The organism is Thermovirga lienii (assembly GCF_036847465.1).
Classification (GTDB): domain Bacteria; phylum Synergistota; class Synergistia; order Synergistales; family Thermovirgaceae; genus Thermovirga; species Thermovirga lienii.
In genome coordinates, this window is record NZ_DAITZW010000023.1 from 1 (window position 1) to 19,357 (window position 19,357).

The following is a 19,357-nucleotide window of genomic DNA, read 5'->3' on the forward strand; positions in this document are numbered from 1 at the left end:
CTACCACCGTCTAAGAGGCAGGGCTTTTCAGCTCAAAAGATAAAAAGGCCAACCACAACAACTAAAAAGATATGTCGTACTCCACAAGCAGAGAGCTAAGCTCATCTATTTTCTTGTTGGCTTCATCCCGTTTTTGTGCCCCCAGTGCAGCAATAATTGCATCACATATGGTCAAAAGAGAGCTGGAGCTGTAATGAGTGGTGTTTTGGGGTGCCAGCAACAATACCGTAGCCAACGGAGCAGCAATACTGGAGAGACTGTTGGTTATGAGTACTACCGGGATGCCTTTTTTACGAGCATAATCTATACATACCACCGTTCTTTTGGTGTAATGGGGGCTACCAGCCATTAGAGCCAAGAGAACGTCATCTTTTTCCATGTCCAGCATTACGTCCAAGACTGTGTCGGATCCCGCTGCATCGACCAAAAAAACGTCTCTCCTGAACTGCTGCAGCAAAGCATGGAGGTAAACGGCGATTCCCCTGGTAGACCTGAGCCCTATTATGTAAATCCTCCGGGCCGGAAGTAAGAGCTCAATGGCCTTGGGGAAGTTATCTTTGAGCTCAGAGGTGTTCATGGTTCTCAAGTTGCGTATATTCTCCTCTATTACCACATCTAAAATGTTCGAGTTGCTAATATCTGAAAAAGCGTCCTTTAGGCGGTCCAGTGGAGGAATGGACGTCTTGGTCAAAACCTCTTGAAGTTTTTCCCTTAACGCTTTATAGGACGGAAAACCCAAACTCGTTACAGTTCTAAAAACTGTTGCGTGACTAGTGCCAGATTCCTTGGCAAGCTCATCAGAATTTAAAAAAGCCGCCTTTTGATAGTTATTCAATATATAGTTGCATACCAGTTGTTGTTTTTGAGGTAAATCTTTACTTTTAGTTCTTATATACTGGAAAATGCCTCCTGCATACTTTTCCGGCATGGTCGTTTTGCCTCTTACAAGGGGTGTTTCATCGTTTATTTTGCTCATCTTGATAAACTCCTCTCACCGTAAACATGTGGATACATTATGCAATATTGTTTTCCCTTTCACAACATTGACCTCTAGAATAGATTTTGTTAAATTGCATACTGATATGTTTGGGTATCAATATACTAAAACTTGATACTTAAATATGTCAAACTTAACATCCCACAAGCTTTATTTTACAAAATATTCAAAAAGGAGGCGACGGAAATTGAGTTTAAGGAAGTTGGCGGCATTGTTTTTGGTTGTTGCTCTGTTAGGGGTAGCTGGAGCAGCATCGGCAGTTGAGAGGCTGTCTTTGGCTACAGGCGGAACGGCAGGAACGTACTATCCCATAGGCTCAGCCATAGCATCTATTATCAACAAATACGTCCCAGGAGTAGAGGTAACGGCAGAATCCACAGGCGCTTCCGTGGCAAACCTCAAAATGCTGCGAAACAAAAACGTGGACATGATGTTGGGCGCAGCAAACACATCTTTCGCTGGATACCAAGGCCTGCCACCATTTGACGACAAACCCGTCAAAAACATCAGAGGAATTGCCTGCCTTTACCCTGAAGTTTTCCAGTTCATCGTTCTTGAGAACTCAGGCCTGAAAACAATCTACGACCTAAAGGGCAAAAAGGTCGCCGTGGGCGGAGCAGGAAGCGGCACTGAAAGAACTGCCAAGCTAGTACTGGAAGCTCATGGTCTCACCTATGACGACATTGATGAGCAGTTTTTGAAGTTCGGAGAGGCTGTCACAGCTCTAAAAGACAGGCTGATTGACTGTGCCATAGTGGGCTCAGGCCTTCCAACTTCTGCGGTGGTTGATGTTTCAACCACTCTGGACATAGCCATGTTGTCGGTGGACGAAAAGGTAATGAAACCCTTCCTCGCCGACAAACCCTATCTGATGCTCTACAACTTGCCCTCTGGCATATATAAGGGCGTAGACGAAGAAGTCCTTACCGTAGCCAGCCCTGCCATTTTGAGCTGTGATGAAAGCTTGAGCGAAGAAACGGTCTATAAGATCACCAAAGCCCTGTTCGAACACACCGATGAATTAGCTGCAGCCCATGCCCAGGGCAAAAACATAAAGCTGGAAACCGCATTGAGCGCCATGTCTGTACCCCTCCACCCCGGTGCAGAAAAATACTACAGAGAAGTAGGACTTCTCAAATAACAATCCCTCTTTTGAGGCTTGGGGGAAACCCCAAGCCTCAAAAACGGAGCAGGTGATATAAGATGTTTTCTAAAAATAAAGGCTTAATACTTTTGTTGATATTTGCTATCGCAACCACATCGATTCTACTTTTATTTCATAAGGTAACGGTTCTCACCATTGAAAATTACGAGAACGGTAACGTGCTTTTTAGAAAAATAGTACCCGAAGGATATACTTTTGCTACAGTCATTCGACACTCCGTCCATCTAAGCCCTGTTTACGAATATTACTCCATTGACAAAAGCGGAAAAATGTACCTGACGTCAACAAAACTGCAGGATTTGGGTTGGGGCGTACCTTCAACGTACAAGAATAAAGGCAAGTTCGAAAAAAATTTCCTTGTAATTGAGGGGATCAATAAACCTATCGATTTCCTCCCCTTCAGAGTAAGTTACATCGCTAAGCCTGCACTACTTATGGACCACTGCGAAAAGAAAGTAGACCTTACAAAGGCTGTTAACGATGGAGAGCGAATCGACATAAGCACCACAAAAACCTACCTATGGAAATTCTTGACTTGGGGTGATGTAAATGTCCTTTTTTAGAAAGAAAAAGGCATCAAAGGAAATAACCATTGAAGAGCTGAACGAGAAATTAGAAAACAAACGGAACCTCGTTGGTATAAGCGCAAAAGTCTGTTCTATATTGGCGATAATAATGTCATTGTTTCATCTGTATTCTTCAGGATTCAGCATGCTTCCGCAGATGCAACACAGAGCCATACACCTGGCTTTCGCTCTCGCTCTGACGTTTTTAGTTTTCCCATCATCAAAAAAATACAAGGACAGAGTTCCCTTGTTCGATTGGGCAATAGTTATTTTTTCTCTGGGTACAGGTGCTTATTTGGTCCTTGATTATTTGAACATAGTAATGCGAGCAGGAGACCCGCTTATGAGAGACCTTGTCTTAGGCGCTATAACAATTCTTACAGTACTGGAAGCCAGCAGAAGAACCATGGGTTGGCCTCTTGTAATAGTATCATCTATCTTCTTGCTATATGCCATATTTGGCCATCTTATCCCCGGCGAACTAGGACATCGTCAGTACGGCTTGGACAGAATAATCGAGCACATGTTCCTCACAAGTGAGGGCATATATGGTGTAGCTATTTACGTCACGTCAACCTTTGTGTTCGTTTTCATATTATTAGGTTCCTTCTTAACAGAAACAGGTGGAGCTCAAGCCTTTATAGACCTAGCTTTTTCCATCACAGGACGCTATCGCGGAGGCCCTGCTAAAGCCGCCGTCGTAGGAAGCGGATTAATGGGCACCATATCTGGAAGCTCCTTCGCAAACGTTGCAGGTACAGGAACTTTCACCATACCCTTGATGAAAAGCGTAGGATACAAGCCCGAATTTGCTGGCGGTGTTGAAGCAGCATCGTCATCAGGAGGGCAAATCATGCCTCCCATCATGGGTGCCGCAGCATTCATCATGGCTGAAATGACTGGCGTTCCATACGGGAAACTGATTGTTCACGCAGCTATACCTGCTGTGCTCTATTATCTCGCTGTCTTCCTCATGGTTGACATTGAAGCTGCCAAAATGGGCCTGAAAGGACTAACCAAAGATAAGCTCCCAAGCTTCATTGAAACAATCAAAAAGGGAGGATTTTTACTTCTGGCTCCCTTAAGCATAGTTTATATGCTCCTGGCAGGATACTCCCCTATCAAAGCATCTTTCAGCGCTGTCATGTTGGTAATAGTAGCAAGTTTCATAAGGAAGGAAACCCGGTTGAACCTCCACAAATTCCTTAGAGCTCTAGAGTTAGGCGCCAAAGGAGCATTAAGCGTGATAGTGGCATGCGCTGTAGCGGGCCTGATAGTGGGTACAGTAACCTTAACAGGCATAGGGCTAAAATTTGCCGATTTGATAATTACCATTTCCAAAGGTTCTCTATACCCTGCCCTAGTTCTAACCATGCTGGCTTCCATCATCATGGGCATGGGTATGCCCACAACGGCACTGTACATAATCTTGGGTTCCATGGTTGCCCCTGCCATTGTCAAGATGGGCGTGCCTGTTGTTGCCGCACACCTTTTCATTTTCTACTTTGGGTGCATGGCCTCGGTAACACCACCTGTAGCATTAAGTTCCTACCTGGCGGCCTCAATAGCAAAAGCAGACCCGGTAAAAACGGCGTTGAATGGTCTAAAACTTGCATTGGCAGCATTTATACTACCTTTCATATTTGCTCTGGAGCCTAAGCTGCTTTTGTTGGACACCAACATCTCGGATGCGGCAATAGCCACAACAACCGCCGTATTGGGAGTAATAGCCATGGCTAGCTGCCTTGAAAATTACTTCTTCGGCGTTCTCAACATTTTTCAGAGGTTCTGCCTGGGCGTAGCAGCTTTATCCATGATCTACCCGGAAATATACACTGACCTCCTAGGCCTCGGACTTATAGTGGCTATTTATCTAACCCAAAAGCTTAAAAGAAAACTCCATGGCGATTCGGCCTCTGGAAAAGTACCCCATTCAATGAATTCCGCGGCTCAAGCAAGGGAGGAATACAAAAATGACTAACGTAACCGTTGTAGCAGCAGGGAACGGCGGAGCAGCCATAGCTGCTTGGCTTTCTCTCAAAGGATGCAAGGTTAAAATTTACGACAAATTTGAATCTCAACTGGCAGAAATCAAAAAAACTGGAGGGATTCTATTAAGAGGCCACTATCTTTCAGGCTTCGCTCCCATCACGAAAGCTACCACAAATATTGAAGAGGCACTGGAAGACAGCGAACTGATAATGGTAGTAACTCCTGCATTTGCACATGCCGAAATAGCTAGATTATGTGCACCTTATTTGATCCACGATCAGATAGTTGTCCTAAATCCTGGAAGAACCGGTGGGGCTATAGAATTTAACAAAACGGTAAAAGAAATCAATCCAGAGGCTTCATTTACCGTTGCAGAAGCCCAATCACTCATTTTCGCTTGTAGAATAACAGGTCCAGCCGAGGTGACCATATATGAAATGAAACGGAAAATGGCCGTAGCCGCCATGCCTGCATCGGAAACACAAAGGGTCGTATCAAAACTCAATCCTTATTTCCCTCAATTTACTGCCGCCAAAAACGTTTTGGAAACAAGTTTGGCCAACATAGGGGCAATATTTCACCCTGCCCCCACAATTTTGAACATCGCAAGAATTGAGGCAAAAAAGGCTTTCGAGTACTACCGAGAAGGAATCTCCCCTTGTGTCGCCGAAGTTCTAGAAGAACTCGACAAAGAACGGCTTGAACTCGCCAAACGGATAGGAATAAATATCCCTGACGCAAAAAGTTGGCTTCAAGATGTTTACGGAATTCCAATTGCGCCATCTGAAAGCTTGTACGAGGCTATCCAAAAACAAAAGGCATATAGGGGAATACTTGCACCTAAGGATCCCTTTGCAAGATATATAACAGAAGATGTTCCTATGAGCTTAGTCCCCCTCTCTGAACTGTCCAAGGCTTTCGACGTCAAGACTCCTGTAATGGACAGCATCATTTGCATAGCCAACGCACTCCACAAGTGCGACTACAGATCCATTGGCCGCAACCTAAAAACGTTGGGTTTGGAAGGAAAAACCAAAGAACAAATAATTGATCTTGTTTCATAAAAAATCGGAGAAAGGGTGAAAATCAGACAATGAGTAAACAAGTTAAGTTTTTGTATCTTAATCAAGACGAGGTAATTCAGTGCGGAGCTCTAGATATGTCCATGGTCATGGAGCAGATAGAGTTGTTTTTCTCACTCCACGATAAAGGAGAAACAATATCCCCAGATAAAGTAACTTTACGGTGGGGAGATGCAGATTCTGAGGCCATCCATGGAAGGATTAATGCCATGCCGGGCTTTGTAGGCGGAGAAATAAACACCGCTGGAATCAAATGGATAGCAAGCAAACCTCAAAACCCAATGAAGTACGGCTTACCCAGAGGCTCTGCACTTACAATATTGAACTCCCCTGAGACAGGTCTTCCCATAGCTGTAATGGACGGAACCGTAATAAGCGCTATGAGAACCGGTGCCGTTACGGGAGTTGCAGCCAAATATCTCGCCAACAAAGATGCCAAAAAAGCAGCGTTTATAGGAGCCGGAACACAAAATCACACCCAGCTGATGGCTGTTAAGACAGCGGTCCCCTCTCTAGAAGAAATAACCATTTGCGACATATCAGAAGACAGGGTAAATAATTTTATAGAATTTGAGAAAAAAAGACATCCACATATGCAAATTAAAGGAACAACATCTGCAGAGGAAGCGGTCGCCGACGCAGACATCGTCGTCACGGCCACAACAAGCCTCAAGCCTATAATAAAATCTAATTGGCTCAAAAAGGGCGTATTTCTTGCAAATGTAGGTAATTACGAGTTCGAGTTTGATGCTGTCAAAAAAGCAAACAAAATAGTTGTAGATAATTGGGAAGCATTGGTACACAGAGGGATACAAACTCCCGCTATAATGGCGAAGGAAGGATTGTTGAGCGAAAAAGACCTCCACTCCGAATTAGGTGCCATAGTAAACGGCAAAAAACCAGGCCGTGAAAGCAAAGAAGAGATTACTTACTTCTGCGCAGTAGGTATGGGAGCAGAAGATGTAGCAGTAGCAAAGAGGGTTTATGATGAAGCTATTTCAAAGGGTCTAGGAGTCTACTTAACTCTTTGGAATGAGCCCCTATGGATATAAATCCCAACTACACGGCATGGGGGAAGCACCAGTAGCACTCCCCCATGCCCCCTTTCGTAAAAACACAAATTCCTAAGGGTCTTTTTTCTACTCAACCACAAATTCATCCTCGTCTTTCCCCTTATATAGTATAATATGATTAAAGATTTAAAAAACCAGCATCTATCTGGCAGGAGTTGGGAATTATGGGCTTTATCTCCCTGGAAGTTCAGGCGTGGGTGACCGCTTTGGCATCCCTTATGGTTCAATCATTCTACCTGGTCCTGCTTTTTTTCATGTTCACCCTAAAGACAAACCTACCTTTACCAAAGATGAGCGAGACAAAAGAACTTAAAAGCCTTCCAGCTTCTCCAGCAGAAACAGGTTACCTGTATCATGCAGATTACCATGACTCCTGCCTTGTGGCCACTTTGTTTCACCTAGCCATAGAAGGGGTCACTTCTATATCCGATCATTACCAAGGATGGCTGATCCAAATGGAAGCGCCTTGCCCATCAAGCCGCACATCCGAGGAAAGACTGCTTTTCCAAGAAATGTTCAAAAACCAAAAGATCTTCCTAGTGGAAAGAGAGAAACCCAACGCCTTCATCAAACTTAACGAATCCTTTCAAGCCTTCCTGGATAAGATCTACGGGAAGAAGCTAACCAGGCCTCACCTTGAAGGCGTCCTGGGTAGCGCAGTACTTGCAGTATTCGGTGGTTTTCTAACATGGAACGCCAACAACTGTTCAGGCACTTTGATAACCACATACTCAGCGGTCTCTTTTATACTGGTCTGCATGGGCACTCAGATCCTCCGAAAACCTACTCCATACCTGTTTCAAGGCTATGAAATGACTTCACGAATAAGGTCCAAAATCATGAAAGGGCCGGATTCCGCCAAGGGCACTGATGAAATATTGGAGGACTATTTTCTTCTCCTGCCTCACGCAATAAGCCTTGAAGCAGGAAGATTCTGGACCATAGCGACGGCAGAACTTCTCAAATCAAGGGGTGTTGATCCCACAACGATCGAGCCAGACTGGTATTCCGGGGGAAGTCGTGGTTTAATGGACATAATAAGCCTCATAGATGGCTTACTGGGATGTCTGAAAGCAAAATAATCATTGTTATAAACCTTAATAACCCTCTTCATGGAGGCATAAAGACTGAATGGAATCGGGAACTAAACCTGGACTTCAGACCCAATTGATACTGGTCCTACTTTTAGTCTCCTTGATGGGGCTCTTGGTAGTTGGATTGGTGGGCGCTCAAACCATTGAGGCCCAGTTCAAGCGCATGATAGCCAAAAACGCCCGCAACATAGCCCTGCTGGTGGCAGAGCACCCCGAAATAAAAAAAGCCCTGAGCACGCCAAAAGGAGAAGAAATAATTCAACCAATAGCGGAAAAGCTCCGAAGGGAAACAGGGGTCAAATCCATAATAATTACCGACGCTGAAGGAAGAATATATTCCCACCCTATTACATATGAACTAGGGACAAAATTCCAAGAGGAAGAAGAAGGCAAAGTCCTGGAGTATCTGCCTCAAACGAAGGAGTCTCAAACGATCATAGGCCCATCCATAAGATCCAAAGCTCCGATCATCAAAGATGGCGTAAAAGTAGGAGAGGTAATAGTGGATGCCCTGGTCAACGAGATTCAAAGCACCAAATACAGCCTCTACGGCAAACTGCTCCTTGCCATATTTGCGGGCCTTCTGGTCTCCGTAATAGCCGCTGCAGTTTTGGCGCGCCGAGTCAAAAACATAATATATGGCATGGAACCCAGTGAAATAGCTCTCCTCTTAAAACAACGGGAGGGTATTATAGAATCCATAAGAGAAGGCATCATAGCTATTGATTCAGACTCTAACATAACCTTGATAAACAGTTCCGCACAAAAACTCTTCGGGATAGACAAAGACGCCACAGGCCAACCCCTGGAACCCATCCTCCCCGGCACATCCCTCTCAGAAGTTCTGCGAACCGGAAAAGCTCAGTGGGACGTGGAGCTAAATATAAGAGGCAAAAAGTTTTTAGCCCAGCTAATACCCATATACAGAGGACAAAATATTGCAGGAGCCATCGGAAGCTTTAGAGACCTAACGGAAATCCGAGCTCAGGCAGAACAAATGACAGGGGTCGCCTTATACATAGACGCCTTGAGAGCTCAAAACCACGAGTTTAAAAACAAGCTACAAACCATCGCAGGCCTGATACAACTTGAGGAACATGAAAAGGCCTTGTCGTTCATATCGGAAATCACTTCTGCCCAACAGTCTCAAATCTCTTTCATCTCCAAGAGATTCAAAAATCCGTCGGTCGGGGGTATTCTCCTGGGGAAAAGCTCAAGATGCGCTGAGCTTGGGATAGAGTTTTCCATAGACCCAGACAGCTTCTGCAGCGAACTGGAGGACTTCGACAACCTCTCCTTGATAATGATAATAGGCAACTTACTGGAGAACGCCATTGAAGCAGTGCAAAAACTGCCCAAGGAAAGGCGAAAGATCTTTTTCGGCTTGTTCGAAGAATCCGGTAAAATAATCATACACGTAAAGGACCACGGAATGGGAATCGCTCCCGAGGATCTACCTCACATCTTCGATAAAGGATTCTCCACCAAAGAAAACGCCCAATCACGAGGATATGGATTATATAATGTAAAAAACAGGGTGGAGGAACTAGGCGGGGACATCGAGGTGGAATCCATTCCAGGCGAGGGCACCGATTTTCTGGTGATCCTACCCCATAGAGGTGACAGATAATGACTCAAAGGATCCGAATATTCATAGTTGAAGACGACCCCATGGTCGCCGATATACTGAAGAGATTCGTATCTACGATGAAAAATTTTGTGATCGTAGGTTGCGCAAACAACGGAGAGAAAGCCCTGAAAGACCTGCAGGAAACAGCTGTTGATTTAGTCTTTTTGGATATTTTCATGCCTGAAATGGACGGGCTCCAACTTCTCAAAGAGCTTCGCTCCAGGGAGGCCCCTGTGGACGTCATAGTAATTTCCGCAGCCCAGGAGCCCGATACCATAAACCAAGTCATAAGGTCGGGGGCCTTCGACTACATAATAAAACCTTTCCTCTTCGAGAGGCTGAAAGCATCCCTTGAGACTTATGAAGAATATAGAAAAAAACTTTTATCAGGCAAGGAGACCGTCTCCCAGGAAGAAGTAGACAAGCTCCTTATACTTAGAAGGACAAAAAATGCAAGCTGCCTTCCAAAGGGACTTAACATTTCAACTCTAAAGAAAGTGGAAAACCTTCTTGAGGAAAGCCCCACTCCCCTATCAGCAGAGGAAACCGCAAGAGCCATTGGCATATCCCGGGTGACGGCCAGGCGTTATCTGGAATACCTAGTTGACCAAGGAAAAGCGGTCGTAGAAAGAAATTACGGAGAAATTGGGCGCCCCATAAACACCTACAGGTCAATCAAGTAACCTGACTTTTGTTCATTCCGTTCACTGGAGAAAAAGGGCAGACTTTGCCTTTTTCCAAATCATCTTCTAGACTCCATGAACAAAACTTACAAAACATTATTTTACGGACAAAAACCTTGTTAATTTGTTCTCAAATATATAGCATGGTTGCAGGATTCATAAAACTTATAAGAAGGAGTGATAGGTAGTATGAGAAAGATCGTTGCGCTTGCTTTGGTTTTCGCCCTGGTTTTGGCAGGGAGTGCCTTCGCTGCCCCAGCCAACTGGCCAGAACAGATCCGTTTCGTTGCTGGCCCTCCGGGTGGAAACTGGTTTGCCCTTGGGGGCACCTTGGCTGACATGTGGACCAAAAATGTCATACCTACCACCAGCGGAACCGGAGGTGGAGTGAGCAACATAGTTAACGTAGACCGCGGTAAGGCCGATATGGGTCTTTCCGTCGCCTCGGTCGTTGGTGCTGCTCAGGCAGGAGAGGCACCATTCAAGAAGCCTGCAAACAACGCCACGATATTCGCAAACCTTTACAGGCAGTACACCTACTTCATTATGAGAAAAGACTACGCAGAAGCCCATGGCATCAAAAGCATTGGGGATATAATAGAGAAGAAACTTCCCATCAGAATGGCCACATTGAAGCCCGGAACTTCTTCAGAGTTCGTCATCAGATCCATCTTCCAGAGAGGATTTGGGGTATCTTGGGACGACATCAAGTCCTGGGGTGGATCTGTAGAATACGCCTCCTACAGCGATGGAGCCAACCTTCTTGCTGACAACCACATCGACATGTTCGCCTTCGCGGTAGGCAGGGCCGCTTCCATCGTCATGAAGATCGAGTCACAGACCGATATAGTCATCTTACCCGTGGACGAGAAAGCAAGGGTTGCCATGCAGAAGGCCCTGGGAACCACGACGTTCGAAGTGGACCCCAAGGTTTACAAATCCGTCACTGAGCCCGTACCTGTAGTTGGAGATTACACCTGTATAATCGTGCGCGGAGACCTTCCTGAGGACCTGGTCTACTCCATGGCGAAGGCCCTGTGGGAGCACAAAAACGACCTGGCTGCCTCCATCAAGGACATCGCAGAACTCAACCCACAGGAAGCCGTATCTGATGCCGTAAAGGCCCATCCAGGAGCAGTAAAGTTCTGGAACGAAGTTAAATAGACACAAAACAAACTTGGTTAGGGCAAGGGTTTGACTTTTTCTTACCCTTGCCCAGCCTTTTCAGAGGTGTATAAGATGCGCAAACTAGAAGGCAAAACTCAGACTTTCATATACGTATATGTCATTTTAATGGGTTTATTCCACCTATACACTGCTGTCTTTGGCAACTTCGAGGCTTACTTGCAGCGAACCATACATCTTACCTGGGTGCTGCCCATGGCATTTTTGCTGTATCCTGCGACCAAATCCTCTCCCAAGGACAGACCTACCCTGATGGATTGGTTTTTGGCGATCTTGAGCACCGCCCCTGGAATTTATGGGATCGTCAACTACAACGAGATAGTATCCAGAATAGTGCAGGTAGACCCACTAACCCAGGCGCAGCTTATCCTTGGGTTACTGTTGACCATAATGCTTCTTGAGGCAACCCGTAGGGTGGTAGGCCTACCTCTTGCTATAATTGCAGCATTTTTTGCAGGGTACATGTATTTTGGTTCTTACCTGCCAGGAGTACTTAAGGGACTCCAATTTACCCTTGCGGAAGTGGTAGAGGAAATATACCTCACAGGAGAAGGAATCTTCTCCATTCCCCTGGGAGTTTCTGCTACCTTCGTGATCATATTTCTCATCTTCGGCGGATTCCTGGAGAAAAGTGGTATTGGAGAGTATTTCATGGAGTTCGCTCAGGCCTTCGCCGGTACCACTCCTGGTGGACCAGCGAAGATAGCAGTGGTAAGTTCTTGTCTTTTCGGATCCATATCTGGTTCAGCCGTTGCAAACGTTTATGGCACGGGAACCTTCACCATACCTCTTATGAAACGCCTAGGTTACCCCGCCTACTTCGCTGGAGCCGTAGAAGCCGTTGCAAGTTCAGGCGGCCAGATAATGCCTCCTATCATGGGTGCAGGGGCCTTTATAATGGCTTCCCTCTTGGGTATCCAGTTCAGAGAGGTAATAATCGCTGCCGCTTTCCCAGCTCTTTTGTATTATGGGGCAGTATTCTTGATGGTTCACTTGAGAGCCGTTAAAACAGGAATAAAAGGATTGAAGCCGGAGGAATTGCCTTCAAAAAGCTACGTCCTTAAAAATATATACAAACTGATTCCCATAGTAGGGCTCTTGTGGATGCTCCTTTCAGGCTATACTCCAATGCTTGCTGCTGTGATGGGCATTCTTATGGCGTGGGGTGTTTCCCTCTTTGATCCCAAGCGCCGCATGGGAATAAAATCCATACTGGACGCCATCTATAGCGGCGCCCTCAATATAACCGTTGTGGCGATTGCATGCGCAGCGGCGGGCATAATCGTTGGCTCAGTTTCTTTGACAGGGTTCGGATTCAAGTTCGTAGGATTGGTATTCTCTCTTGCAAGGGACATCCCCTTCCTAGCCCTACTATTGATAATGATCGTCTCGTTGGTGCTTGGAATGGGACTCCCAACCACGGGAGCTTACATCCTTGCAGCAGCCCTGGGTGTACCTGCATTGACCAAACTGGGCTTCGCTCCCTTGAGTGCTCACCTCTTCGTCTTCTACTTCGCCATCATCTCGGCCATAACGCCCCCTGTCGCCCTCGCAGCTTACGCAGCAAGCTCCATAGCTGGCGCTCATCCCAACAAAACTGGTTTTCAGGCCATGAGGCTTGGGATCCTGGCATTTATCGTACCTTACGCTTTCTGCTACGACAAAGGACTTATCCTTCACGGTACCATGCTAGAAAACTTAGCCGCCATAGCTGGTGGCATATCCGCGGCCTTGGCGTTGGGATTTGCCATGGAAGGATTCATGACCAGGGCCTTGAAACCTTACGAGAGGGCTCTCTTTATATTGTCAGGCCTGGCAGCCTTCACCCCCGTTCTGGCAATAAAGCTTCCTGCAATTGCAGCAACTGTGTTGTTCATGTTCCTGTTCTCTAGGACACCAAAAATTTTAAGCGAGACCCCATGACCCTGAGGGGCCTCCATAAGAATATGGAGGCCCTTCAATTTTGCCCTAATATATGCACTTCAGCCCCCTTTGCCGTCCAACAGCCACCCATTTGGGTACAGGAGGCACTAACTTGTCCTGTGTGGTTACTCTAAGAGTAATAAAGCACGGAGTCGTTGTTGAAAATACTTCTGTAAGGACTTGAGGTAATTCCTCGTGGTCTTTTACCTTGTAGGCTCTGATGCCAAACCCCTCGGCTACCTTTGAGTAATCCACTGGCGCAAAGTCAGTTGCAAAAGGCCCAAAACCACAAATCAGCGATTCTTCACCTCTTATCCAGCCGAAGGAATCATTCTGAAACAAAAAGACCTTGATGTTCCATCCCAGCCTAGATATGGTCTCCAGTTCGCCACAGGTAAACCCCATACTACCGTCACCGGTCATGACGACGGTACACCTTCCTGGTTCAGAAGCTGCAACGCCTATTGCACCTGGAAGAGCATACCCCAAGGCTCCCATAGAATAGTTGAAATACAGCCTCCTTCCTGCTTCTTCCTGTCTGAAAAAGGCAGCCGTATATATACCTCCGACACCTGGATCGCATATTATGTGGCTCTGACTCGGCAGTTTTCTTGAAAGCTCCCTTATAAAAAATAGCGGGTTTATCAAACTTTCGTCACTATCTATATACTTGTTCAGTTCTTTCTCAAAATAAGCTCTTTTCCTTTTTATTTCTGCTTCTCTTTTCCGTATGGGGAACCTTCCTTTTTTCTTCGCGATCTTAACCATTTCTCTTAAGGTGGCCTTTGCGTCACCTATCAACACCACATCTAAGCTATACATGTTCCCCACGTCCACTCCAGCTATATCAAGCTGTATAAACCTTTTCCCTGAAGCAGGATCTGGAAGGCGCCAAGCATTGGTGGTCGCAGAGTCGGTGTTGGAACCCACATAGAATATGACGTCTGCCTCCTCAACAAAGCTATTGGAGAAGCTCGTACCGCCCCTGGCCCCTATAACACCTATGGATAGAGGGTGGCTTTCAGGAAAAGCCCCTTTGCCGGTCATGGTAGTCCCCACAGGAACGGATAAAACTTCCGCCAACTCCACAGCCTCGCCCCATGCCCTTGAAAACAGCGCACCTTGCCCTAGACACATTAGCGGGTTTTTAGCCTCCGAGAGTAAATCGATTGCCTTTGTCATTGCCTCGTACTCTGCAATGCTCCTGTGGGACGGAAATCGGGCGAACTCCTTTTGCGCGTATATGTCTTTTACGTCAGCATTTTGATAAAAAATATCCTGTGGAATTCTTATATGCACAGGGCCCGGTCTGTCGGTAGTGGCAATCCTGAAGGCCCTACGAAGCAAAAAGGGAATATCCTCTGCCTTGGTTACAGTCATGGACTCTTTTACGATGCCACTGAATAGGGCCGGTTGGTCACACCCAGTGAGCATGTTCCTTTTATCCCAATTATAGGGTATATCAGAAGAAAAACAGATTACAGGCGTGGAGCCTTTAAAGGCCTCAGCGATGCCGGGAACACAATGAGTAACTCCAGGGCTTGGGACCTCAAAAACTCCAGGCTTGTTGGTCGCCCTTGCATATGCTTCAGCCATGAAGGACGCGCTCCGCTCATCCCTGGCAAGTATGTATTTAACATCTGGGAAATCTTTCCACTCAGAATACCATCCCAAAGTAGTCTCTCCCGGCAGTCCGAACACATACTTCACGCCATAAGACCTGAGCATCTCAAGAATAATTCTCGCACCAGTCATGTACATTACACCTCTTTCTTGGCAATAGTCTTTCATCAACTTATTCATTTACTTAATCCTTTATCTAAATTATATACCTTGCTTTTATTCGCCACTAATAAAAGGAAGAATAAAATAGTTGCATATACAACTACAAGAGCTTATAATGCCTCATGCTAGGAGGTGCTACAGTGAAAAAGCGAGAAGCCATGCTGGCAAATGAATCTATAGGGAGGCTAATACTACGACTCTCTCTTCCTGCGGTGGTTGGCATGTTCGTAAACGGCCTGTACAACCTCGTGGATACCATATATATTGGACACTCCGTAGGTGCTTTAGGCATAGCTGGCCTTTCTGTCTCCTTTCCTTTACAGATGTTAATAGGCGGCACTGGAGCCATGCTGGGCATAGGTAGTGCTTCCATAATATCCCGCAGTCTTGGAGCAAAAAATTACGAAAGGGCAGAACGAACCTTGGGCAACAACATTTTCTCCATAATTTCCTTAGGGGTTATCTTCGCTGCATTAGGTGAGTTTTTCCTTGAGGATATACTGAAGCTATTCGGCGCTACCACAAACATTCTGCCTTACGCCAAGGATTACATGGCCGTGATATTCTTGGGATCTCCATTGATACTCTTTGCCATGTCCATGAACAACATAATACGATCCGAGGGAGCTGCAAGGACCGCGATGGCTTCCATGCTCATAGGGGCTTTGGCCAACATAATATTGGACCCCATATTCATATTCGTACTGGACATGGGGGTAAGGGGTGCTGCCATAGCGACGGTGCTCTCAAGGGTCCTGGTGGCTGGCTGGATAAGCCATTTCTTCTATTCAGGCAGAAGCCTTATAAAACCGAAACTGAACCAAATATACCCCAAAAAGGAGATACTCAAAGAGATCTTCTCTGTAGGATTTCCCTCCTTGCTGCAGCATGCCTCATCAAGTTTCGTGTTTGGATTGATAAACAACCTCGCAGGAATCTACGGCGGGGACCTGGCAATAACCGTGTTCGGCATAAGCAACCGGATCATAATCTTTTCAAGCATGTCCACTATAGGGATAGCTCAAGGTATGCAGCCCATAGTGGGTTATAACTACGGCGCTCAAAAATATTCCAGAGCCGCAAGGACCGTTCGCCTCTCGAACCTCATAGCAATGGGAATATGCGGAACTGTAGCAGCTCTACTTTTACTTTTCCCACAAGCTGCCTTACGCCTCTTTACATCCGACCCCAATGTCCTTGAAAAGGGTCCTGCAGCGCTGCGAATTATGGTCTCAGGCTTCTTCCTTGTGGGCTACAACAAAATAGGGGGTGTGTTCTTCCAGGCTCTGGGAAAGGCCGGGCCTGCCTTCATAATAAACCTAGCAAGGCCCATACTCTTTTTCGTGCCGCTGTTGATGATCTTGCCCAGGATATTAGGCCTCAATGGAATCTGGTTGGCTTTCCCTATGGCGGACCTATTTTCCTATCTTTTGACCATGGCCCTTTTGCTTCCATACGAGAGGCGCCTTAAAAACCAATGCACTCAAGCTCGGGGTGATACTCCATGAAGGACAAGAACATAGGTAGGCTGTTATCCATCATCCACCGCAACCTATCGGCTTTCATGGATCATAGCACACCAGCCGAGGGGATAGGGCATGGCCAAAAACGCCTGCTCATAGAGATAGCACTGAATCCTGGCCGTACACAGGAAGAGCTGTCAGAGTTACTTCTAAAGGACAAAACCACCATTGCCCGTGCTATCAAAGGACTGGAAAAACATGGCTACGTTAGAAGGGAACGCAACCCAAGGGACAAAAGAGAATTCCTCCTGTTCCCCACAGAAAAGGGCCTTGCCGTCTTACCTTTCGCACTAAAAGCAAGAGACAAAGCCCTAATGGAGCTCACAAAGGATTTTACTGACGAAGAATATCACCTATTAGAAAAATTCCTCCGCAGAGTAGCGGAAAACGCCGTCAATCTGCGGAAGAGCAGCGCACCTCACCTATGAAAAACGTTCGTACATCTCCAAGGTGTTTTCCAGCAACATCGCAATGGTCATGGGGCCAACGCCACCCGGCACAGGAGTTATCCAGGAAGCCCTAAGGCGAACTCCATCGAAGTCCACGTCGCCCACAAGGCCGCTTTCCAGCCTATTTATACCCACATCTACGACGACAGCTCCTTTTTTGACCATGTGCTGAGTTACAAAATGAGGTTTGCCGGCGGCAACCACCAATATATCTGCTTCCTTGGTTATATCTTCCAGGTTCCTGGTCCTACTGTGACAAATGGTCACCGTGGCGTTCTTCTGCAGCAGAAGATGGGCGACAGGTTTGCCCACTATGTTGCTACGGCCTACAACGACAGCATTTTTCCCTTCGATCTCTATGCCGTAATATTCCAGAAGATGCATTATTCCTTTGGGAGTACAAGGGACCGTACACGGAAGACCTGCAACGAGCTTGCCCAGGTTCATGGGGTGGAAACCATCCACATCCTTTTCCGGGCGAATGGCCTCTATTACCTCGGTCTCATTCAAGTGTTTGGGCAATGGCAGCTGCACCAAAATTCCATGGACGTTGGGATCTTCATTCAATTGACCCACCAGATTCAGCAGTTCCTCCTGGGTGGTCGCCTCAGGCAAATGATACAGAAAGGATTCAAAACCTACTTCCTTGCAGGCTTTCTCCTTCTGCCCTACATAAACCTTGGAAGCAGGATTGTCCCCCACTAGGACCACTGCCAACCCGGGAGGCACCTTGCCACTTTCCCTTATCTCTTTTACCATAACCGCTATTCGTTCTCTTACCTCCGACGCAACCTTCTTCCCGTCCAGGATCTTGCATTCCATCACTTAAAATCACCTCTTTTCATCAATCCTCTCTCCTCAATCTTCCCAAAAAATGGCCTCTGCCTTCTTCTCCTGTGAACTCTCCTCTCTCTATTATTACCTCTCCTCGAGTAATAGTATAAGCCACCTTGCCGCTAACCCTTAAACCTTCAAAAGGCGAAAAGTCCACGTTCATATGGAGGTTTTCTGCACTTAGTGTCCACTCTTTTTCAGGGTCAAAAATCACTACGTCGCCATCAGCACCGGGCAGCAATGTGCCTTTTTGGGGATAAAGGTCCAACAACTTCGCAGGAGCCGTCGATGTTATACGGACGAAGTCACTGAGTTTTATTTTCCCCTTCTTTACTCCCTCAGAAAACAGCAAAATCCTTGAGGTCTCCACGCCTGGGAGCCCATAAGGCAATTTTTTAAAGGAACCCTTCCACGCCTTTTGGGCCCTGGTAAAGAGACAGTGGTCGGTAGCTACCATATCAACAAAACCATTTGAAAGGCCCTCCCAAAGACGGCTGCAATCCGAAGATTTTTTCAAGCTGGGACTTGCGGAAAAAAGATGTCCTTCAAAAAGATCGTAAACCTCCTCAGTAAGCAAAAGATACTGGGGACACGTCTCTGCAGTTACCTTAATTCCCGCTTCTTTAGCCTTCTGAACTTCCTTTAGCCCCATAGCAGAACTCAAATGGACTACATGCAGCCTGCAATCGGTATATCCTGCTATTAAGGCAGCCTTTGATACAGCTGTGGCTTCACAGACATCCGGCCTGGTAAAGGCCAAACTTTTCATGCTCTCCCACTGCTCTTTCGATAGGTTTTCCTCCAAGTACGATATTATCTCCTCATCTTCGGCATGTACTAAAGCTACCCCCCCAACAGAACTAATTTCCCTAAAGGCGTCAAGCAGTTGGCCATCACTTGTTCTCCTCCCTGAGTCCCCATAGGCCATGAAGAACTTAAAGGTTCTAATGCCCTCCCTAAACACTTCCCTTAGCTCTTCAACTCTAGATCTCTTCCATCCCACAATTTCGGCGTGAAGTACATAATCCAAGACGCTTGACTTGGCATCCTCAAGCCTCTTGACCAGGTCCTCCTTCAGGGACGTATGGGGGCTTCCTACAGTAAAATCTGCGATCGTAGTTATACCTCCGAAAGCTGCCGCAACAGTTCCAGAATAAAAGTCATCACTCGAACGAGTACCTCCCACGGGAAGAGCCATATGAGTGTGCATATCTATACCACCTGGCAGAACAAGCATGCCCTCTGCACTTATAACCCTCTTTCCCTCAAGTTCTTTGCCAATTGCAGCTATTCTGCCTTCAGATATGGCTAAATCAGCAAAAAGGGTCCCTTTTTCCAGTGCTAAGGTTCCTCCCTTGATCACCAGGTCATACATT

Annotated in this window: 16 protein-coding genes; 12 read left to right on the plus strand and 4 right to left on the minus strand. The window is 46.4% G+C overall.

Annotated features, from left to right (window positions below):
- Positions 1-61: 61 nt before the first annotated feature.
- A complete protein-coding gene (locus V7Z69_RS06860; protein WP_334139319.1) occupies positions 62-976 on the minus strand; it encodes a MurR/RpiR family transcriptional regulator in 915 nt (304 codons plus the stop codon).
- 208 nt (positions 977-1,184) lie between these two features.
- Between V7Z69_RS06860 and V7Z69_RS06865 the strand changes: the two genes are divergently transcribed.
- The 10 genes from V7Z69_RS06865 to V7Z69_RS06910 all read left to right on the plus strand — a co-directional run bounded on the left by V7Z69_RS06865 (position 1,185) and on the right by V7Z69_RS06910 (position 13,390).
- Positions 1,185-2,138 carry a TAXI family TRAP transporter solute-binding subunit gene (locus V7Z69_RS06865; RefSeq protein ID WP_014163838.1) on the plus strand — a complete coding sequence of 318 codons (954 nt, stop codon included), beginning with the start codon at positions 1,185-1,187 and terminating at the stop codon, positions 2,136-2,138.
- A gap of 62 nt (positions 2,139-2,200) precedes the next feature.
- A complete protein-coding gene (locus V7Z69_RS06870; protein ID WP_014163839.1) occupies positions 2,201-2,725 on the plus strand; it encodes a DUF1850 domain-containing protein in 525 nt (174 codons plus the stop codon).
- Positions 2,712-4,709 carry a TRAP transporter permease gene (locus V7Z69_RS06875; protein WP_334139320.1) on the plus strand — a complete coding sequence of 666 codons (1,998 nt, stop codon included), beginning with the start codon at positions 2,712-2,714 and terminating at the stop codon, positions 4,707-4,709. The genes V7Z69_RS06870 and V7Z69_RS06875 overlap by 14 nt, the downstream gene beginning before the upstream one ends.
- Positions 4,702-5,784, plus strand: coding sequence for an NAD/NADP-dependent octopine/nopaline dehydrogenase family protein (locus V7Z69_RS06880; protein ID WP_334139321.1), 1,083 nt, complete (start codon positions 4,702-4,704; stop codon positions 5,782-5,784). The genes V7Z69_RS06875 and V7Z69_RS06880 overlap by 8 nt, the downstream gene beginning before the upstream one ends.
- A gap of 29 nt (positions 5,785-5,813) precedes the next feature.
- Positions 5,814-6,854 carry an ornithine cyclodeaminase gene (locus V7Z69_RS06885; RefSeq protein WP_334139322.1) on the plus strand — a complete coding sequence of 347 codons (1,041 nt, stop codon included), beginning with the start codon at positions 5,814-5,816 and terminating at the stop codon, positions 6,852-6,854.
- Positions 6,855-7,039: 185 nt separating this feature from the next.
- Positions 7,040-7,957 (plus strand): DUF2207 domain-containing protein, encoded by a 918-nt coding sequence (locus tag V7Z69_RS06890; RefSeq protein ID WP_334139323.1) that lies wholly within the window; start codon positions 7,040-7,042, stop codon positions 7,955-7,957.
- Between the two features lie 49 nt (positions 7,958-8,006).
- Positions 8,007-9,599 carry a sensor histidine kinase gene (locus V7Z69_RS06895; protein ID WP_334139324.1) on the plus strand — a complete coding sequence of 531 codons (1,593 nt, stop codon included), beginning with the start codon at positions 8,007-8,009 and terminating at the stop codon, positions 9,597-9,599.
- Positions 9,599-10,282 carry a response regulator gene (locus V7Z69_RS06900; protein ID WP_334139325.1) on the plus strand — a complete coding sequence of 228 codons (684 nt, stop codon included), beginning with the start codon at positions 9,599-9,601 and terminating at the stop codon, positions 10,280-10,282. The genes V7Z69_RS06895 and V7Z69_RS06900 overlap by 1 nt, the downstream gene beginning before the upstream one ends.
- Positions 10,283-10,471: 189 nt before the next feature.
- Entirely contained in the window at positions 10,472-11,446 is a 975-nt protein-coding gene (locus V7Z69_RS06905) for a TAXI family TRAP transporter solute-binding subunit (RefSeq protein ID WP_334139326.1), read from the plus strand.
- A gap of 75 nt (positions 11,447-11,521) precedes the next feature.
- Positions 11,522-13,390, plus strand: coding sequence for a TRAP transporter permease (locus V7Z69_RS06910; protein WP_334139327.1), 1,869 nt, complete (start codon positions 11,522-11,524; stop codon positions 13,388-13,390).
- Between the two features lie 45 nt (positions 13,391-13,435).
- On the opposite strand, the gene V7Z69_RS06915 is transcribed toward V7Z69_RS06910, so the two are convergent.
- Positions 13,436-15,193 (minus strand): thiamine pyrophosphate-binding protein, encoded by a 1,758-nt coding sequence (locus tag V7Z69_RS06915; protein WP_334139328.1) that lies wholly within the window; start codon positions 15,191-15,193, stop codon positions 13,436-13,438.
- 122 nt (positions 15,194-15,315) lie between these two features.
- Here V7Z69_RS06915 and V7Z69_RS06920 point away from each other — a divergent pair, with 122 nt between their 5' ends.
- Positions 15,316-16,683 (plus strand): MATE family efflux transporter, encoded by a 1,368-nt coding sequence (locus tag V7Z69_RS06920; RefSeq protein ID WP_334139329.1) that lies wholly within the window; start codon positions 15,316-15,318, stop codon positions 16,681-16,683.
- The gene (locus tag V7Z69_RS06925; protein WP_334139330.1) at positions 16,680-17,126 is read left to right on the plus strand and encodes a MarR family winged helix-turn-helix transcriptional regulator; all 447 of its coding nucleotides are present in this window, start codon (positions 16,680-16,682) and stop codon (positions 17,124-17,126) included. Before V7Z69_RS06920 ends, V7Z69_RS06925 begins: the two co-directional genes overlap by 4 nt.
- On the opposite strand, the gene folD is transcribed toward V7Z69_RS06925, so the two are convergent.
- Entirely contained in the window at positions 17,121-17,969 is an 849-nt protein-coding gene (gene folD / locus V7Z69_RS06930; protein ID WP_334139331.1) for a bifunctional methylenetetrahydrofolate dehydrogenase/methenyltetrahydrofolate cyclohydrolase FolD, read from the minus strand. The genes V7Z69_RS06925 and folD overlap by 6 nt on opposite strands.
- 22 nt (positions 17,970-17,991) lie before the next feature.
- Positions 17,992-19,356 (minus strand): dihydropyrimidinase, encoded by a 1,365-nt coding sequence (gene hydA / locus V7Z69_RS06935; RefSeq protein WP_334139332.1) that lies wholly within the window; start codon positions 19,354-19,356, stop codon positions 17,992-17,994.
- Between the last annotated feature and the right edge of the window lies 1 nt (position 19,357).